We start from the raw sequence: 14,922 nt of genomic DNA, 5'->3' as shown, positions 1-14,922 counted from the left end.
CGTTGTTTAGCTGTGCGCTGGCGGCGCCTGCGTCGGCGCAGCCGGCGCCGGGCTGGCTTGCTGCGTCGGCATCTGCAGGCCGCCCTGGGCCAGCAGCCATGCGGTCACGAGGGCGCGGTCGGTAGCGAGGGTTTTCATGGTCGTATCTTGCAACTTGGGACTCTGCCCCCAGTATTGACCATTCATGACCGCCACACCGTGCGTTTCGCCACATAGAAGGCTGTCCTGCATCACGTACGGTAAAATGTCGGCAACTTTACTTATCCATCTCAGTTTTCAATGAGCAACGACAACAACAACGCGGCCGCGAACGCGCCGTCGTCAAATTTCTTGCGCGCAATCGTCGAGAACGATATCGCGACGGGCAAGCACAAGCGCCCGGGCCTGCCGTCGGTGATCACGCGCTTCCCGCCCGAGCCGAACGGCTACCTGCACCTTGGCCACGCCAAGTCGATCTGCGTGAACTTTGGCCTGGCGCGCGACTACGCCGGCCGCTGCCACCTGCGCTTCGACGACACCAATCCGGAGAAGGAAGAGCAGGAATACGTCGACACGATCATGGACAGCGTGAAGTGGCTGGGCTTTTCGTGGGAGCAGGACGGCGAAGCCTGGCTGCACTACGCGAGCGACTACTTCGACAAGCTGTACGAGATGGCCGAGTACCTGATCAAGACCGGCAAAGCCTACGTGGACAGCCAGAGCGCCGAGGAAATGGCGAAGAACCGCGGCAACTTCAGCACGCTGGGCACCAACTCGCCGTTCCGCAACCGCCCCGCGGAGGAATCGCTGCAGCTGTTCCGCGACATGAAGGCCGGCAAGTACAAGGACGGCGAGCACATCCTGCGCGCGAAGATCAGCGAAGACGCGATGTCCTCGCCCAACATGAACATGCGCGACCCGGCCCTGTACCGCATCCGCCACGCGCACCACCACCGCACGGGCGACAAGTGGTGCATCTACCCGATGTACGACTACACGCACCCGATTTCGGACGCGATCGAGAACATCACCCACTCGATCTGCACGCTCGAGTTCCAGGACCACCGTCCGTTCTACGACTGGCTGGTCGATACGCTGGCCGAAGGCGGCTTCTTCCAGCGCCCGGTGCCGCGCCAATACGAATTCGCGCGCCTGAACACGACCTACGTGGTCACCAGCAAGCGCAAGCTGCGCCAGCTGGTGGAGGAAGGCATCGTGTCCGGCTGGGACGATCCGCGCATGCCCACCCTGGTCGGCCTGCGCCGCCGCGGCTTTACGCCCGAATCGATCCAGCTGTTCTGCGAGCGCAGCGGCGTGTCCAAGGCCGACGGCTGGATCGACATGGGCAACCTGGAAATCGCGCTGCGCGACGACCTCGATCCCAAGGCGCCGCGCGGCATCGCCGTGCTGCGGCCGCTCAAGCTCATCGTGGACAACTTCCCCGAGGGAGAATCGGTCGAATGCGCTGCGCCCGTGCACCCGCACCACCCCGAGTGGGGCACCCGCAGCTTCCCGTTCAGCAAAGAGCTGTGGATCGAGGAAGAAGACTTCATGGAAGTGCCCACCAAGGGCTACTTCCGCTTCACCCCGCCAGTGGATGACAAGCCGGGCAGCCGCGTGCGCCTGAAGTACGGCTTCGTGGCCGAGTGCACCGGCTACGACAAGGACGAGAACGGCAAGGCCACCGCGGTGCACGTGAACTACTTCCCGGATTCGAAATCGGGCACGCCGGGCGCGGACAATTACAAGGTCAAGGGCACCATCACCTGGGTCAGCGCGGCCAATGCGCTCCAGGCCGAGGTGCGCCTGTACGACCGCCTGTTCACCGACCCGCATCCGGACGCCGGCGGCAAGGACTTCAAGGCCGCCCTCAACCCGAAAGCGCTGGAGACGATTACCGCCTACCTGGAGCCCGGGCTGGCCAAGGCGAATGCCGAAGACCGCTTCCAGTTCGAGCGCCACGGCTATTTCGTGGCCGACCGCGTCGATTCGCAGCCGGGCAAGCCGGTGTTCAACCGCATTACCACGCTCAAGGATAGTTGGGGCGGCAAGTAAGCTTGTCCTTCTACAAATCCCGCTCCGGCGCATGCCGCAGCGGGATTTTTTTCGTCTTGTCCGCACGCAGAAAACCGTTGCGTTTCCGGCCCACCTATCAATTCAGATAGCTTCGTAAAACCTACAAGATGATTAACGTGACTTGACACAGCATTATTATTTAACCTTCTCCCCGCCAGCGGGGCGGTTGAGAGCACGCCATGCCAATACTGCTTCGTGTCCTGAAAGCGAATCTGGCCAAAACGCGATTTTGGATAGGTGCAGCGCTTTCCTTGTCCGCTGGCGCCGCTCTCTTCTACCTGACGACCACCACGATTGAGGCGGACGCGTCCAGCCGCTTTCGGAGCATGGCGCGCATCGCCAGCTACACGATTGGCTCACGCGTCAAAAGCTACACCGATGTGTTGCGCGGAACCGCAGGCCTGTTCCGAGCCAATCCCAAGACCACTGCGGAACAGTTCCACGACTACGTGGCCCAACTTGGCTTGGCCCAGAACTTCCCGGGCATCGAGGTCATCAATTTCGCCGAATACATCGATGAGAACCGCCGCCCCGCGCTCGAGCAACAGATCAGGGACCGACTGCACGCGTTGGGCGCCGACCGGCCCGACTTCGCGATCAAGTCGCGCGGCCCTGGCAGCACCTACACGGTCCTTACGCTCATTGAACCGATCCAGCCTGCCGCCATTGAGAGATTCGGGATGGATCTGGAATGGCGCAAGTACACGAGCAGGACGCTGGCCGACTCGCGCGACAACAACGCAATTGCCGCCTCCGGCACGCGGATACCGATCCTTTCCGGCCCCAACCGCCATGGCCTGGCCATGCGGTTGCCGGTGTACCGGCCGGGTATGCCAATCGACACGGTTGCACAGCGTCGCGCCGCGTACTTTGGCTCGGTCGGGATCGGATTCGGCGTCAACAATCTGATTGCCGGCGTGCTTGAAACACTCCCGATCAAGGGCACCCGGCTGACCGTCACCGACATGACGCCTGTCCCGGCCGAGCAGAACGCGCCACAACAGCCACTGTTGCTATTCGACAGCAGCTACGGTGATGCGGACGAGCCACCGCCGTGGCTGGTATGGCGCAGCACGGTGTTGCACGTCCGGTTGCCAATCGAGTTCAACAAACGCGTGTGGATGACGGACTTCAGCATTCCGGTCCGTAACCTGTATAGCCGGTTCGACGCGTACTATCCGTGGCTGGCTGCCATGGCCGGCATCATTACCGCCGCCCTTCTCTACGCACTGTTCCAAGCCCTGGCGACGTCGCGCCGCCATGCGATCCAACTGGCCCAGGAGATGACGAGAGAACTGCGCTCCAGCCAGTCCAAACTGCAGGCGTCCCATGAGAAGCTGCGCCGGCTTGCCGCACATACCGAGCAGATCAAGGAGCGGGAGCGCAAGCGCATCGCACGCGAGATCCACGACGACCTCGGCCAGAGCCTGCTGGCGGTGCGCATCGATGCCGAGATGCTTGCCTCGCGAACGCGCTCGCACACTCGCTTGCACACTCGCGCGGAATCAACGCTCCAGCAGATCGACGCAACCATTCAAAGCGTGCGCCATATCATCAATGACCTGCGTCCGAATGTGCTCGATCTTGGCCTGTCCGCCGCCGTCGATTGGCAGGTGGCCGATTTCAGGCGACGCACCGGCATCGCCTGTCATCTGATCGAGAATGAAACCGACCTGAAAGTGGATGACCAGTGCGCGACCGCCCTGTTCCGCATTCTGCAAGAGTCGCTCAGCAATATTTCCCGCCATGCACGCGCCTCTGAGGTACATATTGAATTGCACCTGCATGAGAACGTACTGTCGATGGCGGTTCACGACAATGGCATCGGCCTGCAGCCGGGAAGTCGCAACCGGCCAGGCTCGTTTGGACTCGTCGGAATCGAAGAGCGCGTGAGCATCCTGGGTGGCACGTTCTCCATCACAAGCGAATCGCGCATTGGCACCACGCTACTGGTAAAAGTGCCGGTGTCTTCGCAGCCGTCGCTGTCCCGCCCGCCCTCCAAAGAGGTGCACACGAAGTCGGAAAAATTACCGGTCTAGGCTACGCCTCGTCCGATTACAACCCCTCATTTCGGCCACACGCCACTGTCAGCGTGGGCCGCCCTCTTGTCGGAATTCATCCGGCCAAGTTGATAAGCGTCAAGATTTGCCTTGCCGAAGCGCACGACAATTGACCCACCTGCTTTCAGTCAAACTGGCCAGTTGGCTCCGATCGCAGCAGAGCTGTTTTCCAAAAAAAGGAGGATGCACGGAAAAAGATTTTCAACAATCCGCATGAACGCAAGCTGATTCACTATCAATCCTACATAAAGAGGTGATTCGATGTTGACGAACAAAGATTCTGAAGCGATCGAGGCGCTGGACCTGACTCCCATCAAAATCAAATTGATGCATGGCGAATCAGGAGAGGGTTGGAAGCAAGCAAAAGCAGATGCCGTGGAAGCAGAATACCGGCGCTTTCTTTACCTCGTGAAGAAATATCCGAACGAGCAATTCGCGCCGACCGTGGATGTGGACGTGTTCTGGCACTATCACATCCTCGACACCATGAAGTACGCACAGGACTGCGAAGAATTGTTCGGCTACTTCCTCCACCACGATCCCAACTTGGGGCTCGGTGAAGACTCCTCCCCTGACGACCAAGCCCGCGCCGGGCAACGTATGCATGACCTGTACGAGGCCGAATTCGGTGACGAGAAAACGGCGGCTGCAAGGCGCGCGGGGAGCGCATGGTGCACGGTCACCACCACCGATTTCAAGACCGCTTGGTGTACAGCCAGCTCGCCGGAGGCAACGACGGCATGGTGCACGGTCACTGACTCACAAGCCAGGAGCGCATGGTGCACAGTGGCTGCGCCGAAGGCCAAGACCGCATGGTGCACCGTCACTGCCCCACAAGTCAGGAGCGCATGGTGCACTGTGACTGCGCCGAAGGCCAAGACGGCATGGTGCACAGTCACGGCGCCGCAAGCCAACAGCGCATGGTGCACGGTGACTACGCCGAAGGCCAGGACGGCATGGTGCACATTCGCCGCACCGCGGCCCAATAGCGCATGGTGCACCCGAGCCTTGCCGGCGGCCGAGGCCGCGTGGTGTACGGTCGCGAAAAAAATCGGAAAACAAATTGATGTCGAAACGCCACTACTGTTGGCGGCCTGACTCCCGCCTGGCAAGCAATGTTGCACCCTGGTGGCTTCGCCGACCATTCGTGAAAGTTCTCCTCTTTTTTACAGGACGTACGGGCCAAACTCGTACGTCTCTTTTTTTTCATCTTCGGCTGCGGGATATTCTCGAGGAAAGCACATGATCAGCCTCGATCGGCCGGGCAAAATGTAGGCCTGATCCCACAATTCGTTAGGAATTTTCTGAATGCCCGGGGACCTTGATTTATCTCAAAACCGGGCTCATCCGCAAAGTCGATATTTGATTTGCGTCAACACACATGGCGCCGAAAGCAATATCCAAATCCAATAATCTGACAAATGGAGAATATTCATGAATGTTTCGCGCGACGAGTTTGCGGTGATAGCATCACTGGATTTCGAGCAGATCAAGATGAGGCTGACGACCAGCAAAGCTGGCAAAGGCTGGACCAGGGCACGGGCAGACGCGGCAGAGCGGGAGTACAGGCGCTTCCTGTACCTGATGAAAAAGTACCCGAACGAACTTACCGCACCCTCGCTCGAAGTCGATAGGTTCTGGCACCAGCACATCCTGGACACGGCAAAGTACGCGCGGGATTGCCAAGCCGTGTTCGGATATTTCTTACACCACAACCCGTACCTCGGACTCGGACTGAAAGGCGATGACAACGCCATGCGCCTGAGCGCGGGTCAGCGCATGCGCGAATTGTACGAAGCCGTCTTTGGCGAGCCGGTGCCCGAGGGGGGGACGGCCTACGGGGCCCAGGGGCACGGAAGCAGGACCGCCAGCCCGAAGCGCACCGCCTTCTGCACGGTAAGCGCCGAGCCTGCGTACTGTACCGTAACGTCTGAGCTGGCCTACAGCGCATCAACGAACCTCGCTTTTCGCCTTGCTGCGGAGCCCGCTTTTTGCACTGTCACCGAGGCAAGCCCGGCCCCCCTGCCCGACACGATCCTCGGCACATGGAATCAGGCAGTGGCGAACAAAGCGACGGCACATTAGGCCCAGGAAGGCATGACCGCGCAACGGTCACGACGCTAATGCTTCCATCCGCTTGGCCCGCCAATTCTGGTGCGCAGCGGGGCCAGGCAGCACTCCAGCAAGGCCTGCAAGGTGATTTGCCCAAGGGTAGCTGGAAGGAAGTAAAGCGTCGTGAAGACGCAGTCGTCCCCGCACGTTGACACGACGTGCCAGCCGAGCTGCTGCCGGATTTGTTCCGGCGGCGGTGGCGGCTGGTGCGCGTGTTCGCGTGCGACCATGTAGGCCCGGACCTGTTCTTTGCTTGGATGCGTTACGCGGCGGTTCATCTCAGGCTCCACCACAAAGCAAACTTCCGTTTGCGAACGCTTTCACGATACAAACATCAAGCGGGCCGGGGTTGAGGAGTATCAACCGGAACGAGTACACCGTTTGCAGTGTGGCGTAGACCGTACTGAGCAAAGGCATTAGGTAGCGACCGGTGCTCCCACAACGCGAGCGAGCGCATCGGCCACGGTGCGATAGCGCAGCCGCACGCCGAGCTCGTGCTTGATCCGCTCATTGTCGAGCTTGCGCGACTCCACCATGAACGACAGCGCCGCGGGCGACACCGCCTGGCGCAACTGCTCACCCGGCAAGCGCGGCGGCCTCGGCAGCGCGAACGCGTCGGCCACCGCGTCGAAGTATTCGCCCATCTTCATGCGCGTGTCGTCGCTGGCGTGGTACACCCGCCCCGGCAGGGCGCGAAACAGCGCCAGCGCCACCATGCGCGCCAGGTCGTCGGCGTGGACGTGGTTGGTGTACACGTCTTCCTCCGCCACCAGGGCCGGTGTGCCGGCGCGCAGCCGCTCGAGCGGCAACCGGTCGTTGGCGTAGATGCCGGGCACGCGCAAGATCGACACCTTCCCTGCCCCGCGCCGCGCCCAGGCGCGCAGCGCGCGTTCGGCGTCCACCCTGCGCAGCGCGCGCGGGTTCTTGGGCGCCACCGGGTGCGTCTCGTCGATCAGCTGGCCGCCGCAATCGCCATAGACCCCGCTGGTGCTGACGTAAACGACCTGCGCCCCGTCGGGTAGAATGGCGGTCAAATTGCGTGTACGGCAATCCCGCAGCCCTTGCGGCTGAGGTGGCGCCAGGTGCACGACCCGGCGCGCCAGCCCGGTAAGCCGGTGCAGGCTGTCCTTGCGGTCCAGGTTCGCCACGACCGGCACCGCCCCGGCGGCGCGCAGCTCGGCCCGCCGCCCGGGATCGCTGGTGACTGCGAACACGCGAAAGCGCTCGCGCACCAGCGGCAAAAGCCGCATGCCGACATCGCCGCAGCCAACGATGACAAGGCGCGGCAAATTCAACCTGTGTTTATTGTTCTTCATATCGAGGATTGTATGACGTTCCAGATCACTGTCCAGCCCAGCGGCCACCAATTCGAATGCGAGGAAGGCGATACCGTCCTCGCGGCCGCGATCCGCGCCGGCATCGGCCTGCCCTACGGGTGCAAGAACGGGGCGTGCGGATCGTGCAAGGGCAAGGTCGTCGAGGGCTCGGTGGTTCACAAGGCGCACCAGGAGCGCGCGCTGTCGCCGGACGAGGAAGTGCGCGGCATGTCGCTGTTCTGCTGCGCGGTGCCGCAAGGCGACCTGGTGATCGAGGCGCGCGAAGTGGCCGGCACCGGCGACTACCCGGTGCGCAAGATGCCCACCCGCGTTGCAAGCATTCGCAAGGCCGCGCCGGACGTGGCCATCATCACGCTGCAGCTGCCCGCCAACGAGGCGCTGGCTTACCGCGCCGGCCAGTACATCGAATTCCTGCTCAAGGACGGCAAGCGCCGCGCCTACAGCATCGCCTGTGCGCCGTCCCTGGAGCAGCCGCTGGAACTGCACATCCGCCACATGCCCGGCGGCGCCTTCACCGACCACGTGTTCAACACCATGAAGGAGCGCGAGATCCTGCGCTTTGAAGGCCCGCTCGGCACCTTCTTCCTGCGCGAGGAGTCGGACAAGCCGATCGTGCTGCTCGCCTCGGGCACCGGCTTTGCCCCGGTCAAGGCGCTGGTCGAGCACATGATCCACCTGAAGTCCACGCGACCGGTCTCGCTGTACTGGGGCGGGCGCCGGCCGCAAGACCTGTACATGCACGAGCTGTGCGAGAAATGGGCGGCCGAGCTGCCGCACTTGCGCTACATCCCGGTCATCTCCGACGCGCTGCCGGAGGACAACTGGCAAGGCCGCACCGGCTTCGTGCACCTGGCCGTGATGCAGGACTTCCCGGACCTGTCGGGCTTCCAGGTGTACGCCTGCGGGGCGCCGGTGATGGTCGATGCGGCGCGGCGCGACTACGTGGAGCAGTGCAAGCTGCCGGCCGACGAGTTCTACGCCGACGCGTTCACGACCGAGAAGGACCTGGCGCAGCCGTAAGCGTCGCCAGAAAGGCGGTCACGCGCGCCGCCACCACCGCTTCCTGCTCGCGGTGCGGCACGTGCCGCACTGCCGGCATGATCTGAAGCTCCACGGGTCCCGCAACGCCGCGCGCGATCGCCAACGGGTGCTGCTGCGACCCGTATTCGTCCTCGCTGCCATGCAATACCAGCGCCGGGCAGCGCACCTGCCCCAGCACCGGCGCCAGCGACCAGCCGGCAAATTCGGGCGACAGCCAGGTGTCGATCCATGCCGACAGCACCCAGCGCGCCTTGTCGCCGTGGTAGCGCTGCAGCCGCTCGAACTGCCCGGGCTGCCTGAACAGCTCGCGCGCCTGCATGATGCCCGCGCGCGTGCGGTCCTCCACGAAGGCCTGCGCCGACTCGGTCACCAATGCCTCGCATGCGTCCGGTGCGCGCGCCGCGCAATGCACCGCCATGCCGCCGCCCACGCTGTGGCCAAACGCCACGAAGCGGTCGATCTTCAGCTGCTGGCGCAGCAAAGGCAGGACATGCTCCGCCTCTTCCCCGACAAAGCCGCTGTCGAGCCGGTCGGTGCGCGGCGCCGACTGACCGAAGCCAGGGCGGTCGTAGGCGACCACGCGGCGGCCCGAGCTCAGGGCCAGCGCCTCGGGGAACGAGCGCCACAGTTCGACGCAACCCAGCGAATCGTGAAACAGCAGCACGGGCGCCAGTGCCGGATCGGCCCCGGCCGGCTGCCAGATGCGCGCCAGCAGGCGCCCGCGTGGCGTGTCGATCCAGCGGTCCTGCACGGACAAGGTGAGAGAATCCATTTTCCTGCTTGAACAATGTGCGGTCGGCGGTATTGTCCGGGACTTCACATATGCACGCAAATGTTGATGCTTATGACAACAGTTTCAGGTATGTTATGCAATTCGCGCGCAGCAGCTGCCGCGTTCCCAGATAACCAACCGAAGGGTCAGAACATGCAACAAAAACACCGACTCGCACAAGCCGTCCTCGCCCTGGCCGCCTGTGGCCTGCTGGGCCAGTCCCTGGCCGAACCGGCCGCCGCGCCGCAGGGCCAATCGCAGTACGCACAAGCCATCGCCAGCCCGGCGCGCACCGACGATGACCGCAAGAGCGACGACAAGCGCAAGCCCGCCGAATTCCTGGCCTTTGCCAAGGTCCGTCCGGGGATGAAGGTGCTGGACCTGGCGGCCGGTGGCGGCACCACCTCCGCACTGCTGGCGGCGGCGGTGGCGCCGGGGGGCGAAGTGTGGGCGCAGACGTTCAAGCCGTCGGCGAAGATCGACCAGCGCATCGCCTCGGGCAAGGTGCCGAACCTACACGCGGTGGTCGCGTCGATCGACAACCCGATCGCCAAAGACATGCCGCCGCTCGATCTGGTGACCATCAACATGTCGTACCACGACGTGGTGAACGCGCCGGTGGACCGCGCAGCGATGAACAAGCGCATCTACGACGCGCTCAAGCCAGGCGGGTACTACGTGGTGATCGACAACTCCGCCAAGAACGGCAGCGGCCTGTCGGCAACCAAGACCCTGCACCGCATCGACGAAGCGACCGTGATCGAGGAAGTGACCAAGGCCGGCTTCAAGGTGGACGCCAAGAGCGACTTCCTGCGCGCGCCGTCCGATCCGCGCGAGCAGCCGTTCTGGGAAATGAAGGGCGCACCGGACGACAAGTTTGCGATCCGGTTCGTGAAGTAAGGCCGAAGGGCCGAAGTCGCAACGGCTGCACTTAGCACGCACTCAAACCACGTCATCCCGGCGCAGGCTGGGATCCATAGACCGTCCGCTACTTCGGCGAGTCAGCATGGTCGGCCTGCGCCGGGACGCGTTGTGATGATTTCTGGGTAGTCGTCTGCAACCGGCTTCGGCCTTTTGCCGTAGGTACAGCCTCCCCGCCCCTTTTCCGGCACAATGTCGGGCCGGCGTCCGCCGATCATTGTTCCGAAAGCATTTATGTCAGCATCGTCGTCCCGCGGCCTGGGCGTCCTTCGCAACCGCAATTTCTCGTTCTACCTGTCCTCCCGTTTCCTCGGCACCGTTGCCGTCCAGATGCAGAGCGTCGCCGTCGGCTGGCAGGTGTACCAGCTCACTGGCAGCCTGTTCGACCTGGGCCTGATCGGCCTGGCGCAGTTCGCGCCCTTCCTGCTGCTGATCCTGTGGGCCGGGCACGTGGCCGATACCCACAACCGCCGCGTCATCGTCCAGTTGTGCCAGGCCACCCAGCTGCTGTGCAGCGTGCTGCTGCTCCTGTTCACCTTCAGCGGCAGCCACAATGTCGCGCTCGTGTTCGCCATCCTGGTCGTGTACGGCAGCGCCCGTGCGTTCATGATGCCGGCCTCACAGGCGGTGCTGCGCAACATCGTGCCTACCGAACAATTCGGCGAGGCGGTGGCGCTGTCGTCCTCGACCTTCCATGTAGCAGTGATCGCCGGCCCGGTGCTGGGCGGCCTGCTGTACGTGTTCGGCCCGGCCGCCGTTTACGGCACCTCCACCGCGCTGCTGGTGCTGGCAGTGATTCTGATGGGCGTCACCAAGAGCGCGCCGCAAGCGATGAACAAGAACCCGGTCAGCTGGCACACCCTGCTCGAAGGCCTGCGCTTCGTGTGGTCGCGCCCGATCGTGCTGGGCGCCATTTCGCTCGACCTGTTCGCGGTGCTGTTCGGCGGCGCCACGGCGCTGTTGCCCGCCTACGCGCACGACGTGCTGCACGCCGGTCCGGCCGGGCTTGGCCTGCTGCGTACCGCCCCCGGCGCCGGCGCCGCGCTGTGCTCGGTCGCGCTCGCGTTCTTCCCGATCACGCGCCGGGTCGGCGCCTGGATGTTCGGCGGCGTGGCCGTGTTTGGCGTGGCCACCCTGGTGCTGGGCTGGACCGGCAACACCGTGGTTGCGCTGGCCGCGCTGTTCGCGCTCGGCGCAGGCGACATGATCAGCGTGTACGTACGACACCTGCTGGTGCAGTACGAAACGCCGGACGAGATCCGTGGCCGGGTCTCGGCCGTCAACTCGGTGTTCATCGGCGCGTCCAACGAGCTGGGCGAGTTCGAATCGGGCATCACCGCCGGCTGGTTCGGCCTGGTGCGCGCGATCCTGCTGGGCGGAGCCGCCACGCTGGCGGTCACCGGCATCTGGTCGGTGCTGTTCCCGGTGCTCTCGCGCATGGACCGCTTCCCGCACCACGAGAAAGAGGAAGCGGCGCGCGCTTCCTAGCCGATGTGGAATAATGGCTGAAAGTCAATCTGCCGCCTGTCCACATGATCGGGAATAACCAGCTGCTGCACCGTTTCATCCGGAGCCGCCCCCACCTGTCGCTCGCGATCGCGCTGGGGGTGCTGGTGGGCTTGCTGGTGCCCGACTCGGAACCGCCGCTCACACGCGCCCTGATCGGCTGGAATGTCGCGGTCTGGGTGTACCTGGTGACGGTGGGTGTGCTCATGACCCGCGCCGACCATCGCAAGGTGCGCGCCATCGCCGGCCAGCAGGACGAGAGCGCGGGCCTGGTCCTGTTCAGCCTGACCATCGGCGCGGTGCTGAGCCTGTCGGCCATCGTGTTCGAGCTGGGGCAGATTCCACACCTGCCCGAACACGCGCGCGCGCTGCGCTACGGTTTCACTGCGCTGACAGTGGGCGGTTCCTGGTTCCTGGTCGGCGTGCTGTTCACCTTCCACTACGCCCACATGTTTTACCGCGCGGCCAAAGACCGGCTGCCGCTGCGGTTTCCCGACGACCTCAAGGAACCGGATTACTGGGACTTCCTCTACTTTTCTTTCACCATCGCGGTGGCGGCGCAGACTTCGGACGTGGTGGTGGTGTCGCGCACGATGCGCAAGTTCGTGCTGGGCCAGTCGGTGCTGTCGTTCTTCTTCAACCTGGCCATCCTCGGCTTTTCGATCAACATCGCGGCAGGTATGCTCAACCAGTGATCTGCTTGGGCGCGCTGGAAAAATGGCGAGACGGGTAAGATCGTTCCAAAGGAGGAGCGATCTTATGCAAATCAACGTCAACACCGACAACACCATCAAGAGCAAGCACCAGGGGCTGAACGAGTACGTCCGGTCCGTGGTCGAGGCGTCGATCGAGCGTTTTGGCGAGCACATCCGGCGCGTGGACGTGCACCTCAGCAACGAGAACCGGGAAAAGCGCGTGGACGGCGGCAACTACTGCATGATGGAAGCGCTGGTCACCGGCTACGAGCCGGTCGTGGTGCACGACCATGCGGCCGACCTGCACCAGGCCATCGACAACGCCGGCGGCAAGCTCAAGCGGGCGCTGGACAGCGCGCTGGGCCGGCTCAACGACAAGAAAATGCACGAGCCGCCGCCGGTAGAGGCGGAGTCGTACAAGAACCTGACCAGCTCATCGTAGGGTGGGCGGGTTTGCCGCCGACGCGTTCAACTACTGCATGCTCTGTTTGAACGCGTGGGCAGCAAAGCTGCCCACCCTACCCCAGCATCGCACGTAATTCGCGCAGGTAGCGCACCCCGGCCAGCGCCCGGCTGCCGTACCAGGACATCATCTCCCCGTCCACCAGCACCACCGGTTTGCCGATCTGGCGTTCCAGCGCGTCCGCGTGCTCTTCGGTAAACCGATAGGGTTCGGACGAGAGCAGCACCGCGTCGAGCTGGTCCGCCAGTTCCTGCGACCATGCAAAGCGCGGGTAACGGCTGCCATCCTGCGCCAGCGGCGCGACCTGCCAGCCCAGCTCGTGCAGCATGGCGCCGATGTAGGTGTCGGCCGACACCGTCATCCACGGGTCTTTCCAGATGCAGTAGAGCACCGTGCGCGCGGGCGCCGGCGGCAGCGCGCGCAGCGCGGCCAGCTCGCGCCCGAAGGCCTCGCACCAGCGTGCCGCCGCCTCGTCCGCACCAAAAATGCCGCCGATCAGCCGCGCCAGCGCCAGGTTGTCCTCAGGGACCAGCGGGTGCGTGACCACGACATGCGGCACGAACTGCGCCAGCAGGTCCACGGTCGGCTTCTCGTTTTCGTCGATGTTCACGATCAGGTGCGTGGGCGCGAGCTGGCGGATCTTGTCGATGTTCACGTCCTTGGTCCCGCCGACCTTGGAAATGGCGGCCACAGTGCCTGCCGGGTGAATGCAAAAACCGGTGCGCCCGACGAGCCGGTCGGCCAGCCCAAGGTCGCACAGCAGTTCGGTAATCGACGGCACCAGCGAGACAATGCGCGCATCAGCGCACCGAGTGTGCCGCTGGCCAATGGCGTCAACGAATTCAGGAGTGGTCATAGCCCGTTATTGGACCATTGTTGCCAGCAGAATGCTACCCTGCGCACCACAGTTGCAATCAGGTATGATAGTTGTCACTACCACCCCCGGGGGAACTCCACTTGGAAACGATCGGCACCTTTGGTGCCTCGCGCTATTCGATCCGCGACCTGCAGCTGTTCTGCGAGTCGGACGAACCGGCCGTGCTCGATGCGCTGGCCGGGTGCGAAGTCGTGCGCGTTGCCAAGGGCTGCCGCGTGGAAGACCCCTTCCTGGCGCGCCTGTACATCGTGCTCTCCGGCGCGCTGGCGGTCGAGTCGGACGTCCCGGTCGGCATCCACGACGGCACCGTCACCTTGATCCACCCTGGCGAAAGCGTGGGCGAGCAGGCCGTGCTGGACGAGTCGCCCAACCTGTCGCGCATTTCGGCGGTGGAGGACAGCGAGCTCCTGGTGATCGAGCACGAGCTGGTCTGGCGCCTGATCGACGAATCGGTGGCGCTGCCGCGCGCCCTGCTGCGGCTGCTGTCGTTCCGCGTGCGCGCCGCCAATGCGCTGCTGCGGCGGCGCCAGCGGCTGGGCGAGTTTTACCGCGAACTGTCGCTGAACGACCCGCTCACCGGGCTGTACAACCGCGCCTGGCTCAACGAGATGCTGGGCAAGCTGGTGGCGCGCGCCTGCCAGGACGGCAGGCCGCTGTCGCTGGTGATGATCGACCTGGACCACTTCAAGAAGTTCAACGATACCCACGGCCACTTGGCCGGCGACACGGCACTATGCACCGCGGCCAACGTGCTACGCGCGGCGCTGCGCCCGACCGATTTCGCGGTGCGCTACGGCGGCGAAGAGATGCTGGTGGTGCTGCCCGAGACCGGCGGCAAGGTCGCGCTGTCCGTGGCCGAACGCCTGTGCCGGCGCCTGCGCGCGGCCGTGGTGTTCGACGACATGCGCCTGCCGCTGCCGCACATCACCGGCTCGTTCGGCATCGCCACGCTGGCGCCGGGGCTGGACGAGAACACGCTGCTGGAAGCGGCCGACGCCGCCCTCTATCGCGCCAAGCAAGCCGGGCGCGACACCATTTCGCTTTGAACGATTGACCTATCCCCTGTCCTTTCCGCCCGCGCGT

At 64.0% G+C, this 14,922-nt stretch carries 14 protein-coding genes; 10 read left to right on the top strand and 4 right to left on the bottom strand.

The features are described 5' to 3' along the window. Positions 1-6: 6 nt before the first annotated feature. Complete coding sequence (locus NX773_RS09755) at positions 7-138, bottom strand: hypothetical protein (protein ID WP_258856144.1); 132 nt, start codon at positions 136-138, stop codon at positions 7-9. 141 nt (positions 139-279) lie between these two features. Here NX773_RS09755 and NX773_RS09750 point away from each other — a divergent pair, with 141 nt between their 5' ends. The 4 genes from NX773_RS09750 (at position 280) to NX773_RS09735 (ending at position 6,200) form a co-directional block, all read left to right on the top strand. Next, positions 280-2,034: a glutamine--tRNA ligase/YqeY domain fusion protein gene (locus tag NX773_RS09750; protein ID WP_258856143.1), complete on the top strand. Its 1,755-nt coding sequence runs from the start codon at positions 280-282 to the stop codon at positions 2,032-2,034. Positions 2,035-2,234: 200 nt separating this feature from the next. Continuing rightward, entirely contained in the window at positions 2,235-4,094 is a 1,860-nt protein-coding gene (locus NX773_RS09745; RefSeq protein ID WP_258856142.1) for a sensor histidine kinase, read from the top strand. 282 nt (positions 4,095-4,376) lie between these two features. Then, positions 4,377-5,213: a glycine-rich domain-containing protein gene (locus NX773_RS09740; RefSeq protein WP_258856141.1), complete on the top strand. Its 837-nt coding sequence runs from the start codon at positions 4,377-4,379 to the stop codon at positions 5,211-5,213. Positions 5,214-5,549: 336 nt separating this feature from the next. Continuing rightward, positions 5,550-6,200, top strand: coding sequence for a glycine-rich domain-containing protein (locus NX773_RS09735; RefSeq protein WP_258856140.1), 651 nt, complete (start codon positions 5,550-5,552; stop codon positions 6,198-6,200). 443 nt (positions 6,201-6,643) lie between these two features. Here the strand turns inward: NX773_RS09735 and NX773_RS09730 are convergent, their stop codons facing one another. Then, entirely contained in the window at positions 6,644-7,543 is a 900-nt protein-coding gene (locus NX773_RS09730) for an SDR family oxidoreductase (RefSeq protein WP_370662237.1), read from the bottom strand. A 12-nt stretch (positions 7,544-7,555) separates the two neighbouring features. Here NX773_RS09730 and NX773_RS09725 point away from each other — a divergent pair, with 12 nt between their 5' ends. Further along, positions 7,556-8,584: a CDP-6-deoxy-delta-3,4-glucoseen reductase gene (locus NX773_RS09725; RefSeq protein ID WP_258856138.1), complete on the top strand. Its 1,029-nt coding sequence runs from the start codon at positions 7,556-7,558 to the stop codon at positions 8,582-8,584. Here the strand turns inward: NX773_RS09725 and NX773_RS09720 are convergent. Then, on the bottom strand, positions 8,553-9,377 hold the full coding sequence (locus NX773_RS09720; protein ID WP_258856137.1) for an alpha/beta fold hydrolase: 825 nt from the start codon (positions 9,375-9,377) through the stop codon (positions 8,553-8,555). The genes NX773_RS09725 and NX773_RS09720 overlap by 32 nt on opposite strands. A 153-nt stretch (positions 9,378-9,530) precedes the next feature. Between NX773_RS09720 and NX773_RS09715 the strand changes: the two genes are divergently transcribed. The 4 genes from NX773_RS09715 to NX773_RS09700 all read left to right on the top strand — a co-directional run bounded on the left by NX773_RS09715 (position 9,531) and on the right by NX773_RS09700 (position 12,941). Continuing rightward, complete coding sequence (locus NX773_RS09715) at positions 9,531-10,277, top strand: class I SAM-dependent methyltransferase (protein WP_258856136.1); 747 nt, start codon at positions 9,531-9,533, stop codon at positions 10,275-10,277. Between the two features lie 255 nt (positions 10,278-10,532). Beyond that, on the top strand, positions 10,533-11,786 hold the full coding sequence (locus tag NX773_RS09710; protein ID WP_258856135.1) for an MFS transporter: 1,254 nt from the start codon (positions 10,533-10,535) through the stop codon (positions 11,784-11,786). Between the two features lie 44 nt (positions 11,787-11,830). Further along, positions 11,831-12,499 (top strand): DUF1345 domain-containing protein, encoded by a 669-nt coding sequence (locus NX773_RS09705; RefSeq protein WP_258856134.1) that lies wholly within the window; start codon positions 11,831-11,833, stop codon positions 12,497-12,499. A 64-nt stretch (positions 12,500-12,563) separates the two neighbouring features. Then, on the top strand, positions 12,564-12,941 hold the full coding sequence (locus tag NX773_RS09700; protein ID WP_258856133.1) for an HPF/RaiA family ribosome-associated protein: 378 nt from the start codon (positions 12,564-12,566) through the stop codon (positions 12,939-12,941). A gap of 76 nt (positions 12,942-13,017) precedes the next feature. On the opposite strand, the gene NX773_RS09695 is transcribed toward NX773_RS09700, so the two are convergent. Beyond that, positions 13,018-13,818 (bottom strand): helical backbone metal receptor, encoded by an 801-nt coding sequence (locus NX773_RS09695; RefSeq protein ID WP_258856132.1) that lies wholly within the window; start codon positions 13,816-13,818, stop codon positions 13,018-13,020. Between the two features lie 101 nt (positions 13,819-13,919). Between NX773_RS09695 and NX773_RS09690 the strand changes: the two genes are divergently transcribed. Then, complete coding sequence (locus NX773_RS09690) at positions 13,920-14,885, top strand: GGDEF domain-containing protein (protein WP_258856131.1); 966 nt, start codon at positions 13,920-13,922, stop codon at positions 14,883-14,885. Positions 14,886-14,922 lie beyond the last annotated feature (37 nt).

The sequence above is a fragment of the Massilia solisilvae genome (assembly GCF_024753215.1).
GTDB lineage: Bacteria > Pseudomonadota > Gammaproteobacteria > Burkholderiales > Burkholderiaceae_D > Telluria > Telluria solisilvae.
This window is presented reverse-complemented; position numbering and strand designations above follow the sequence as displayed.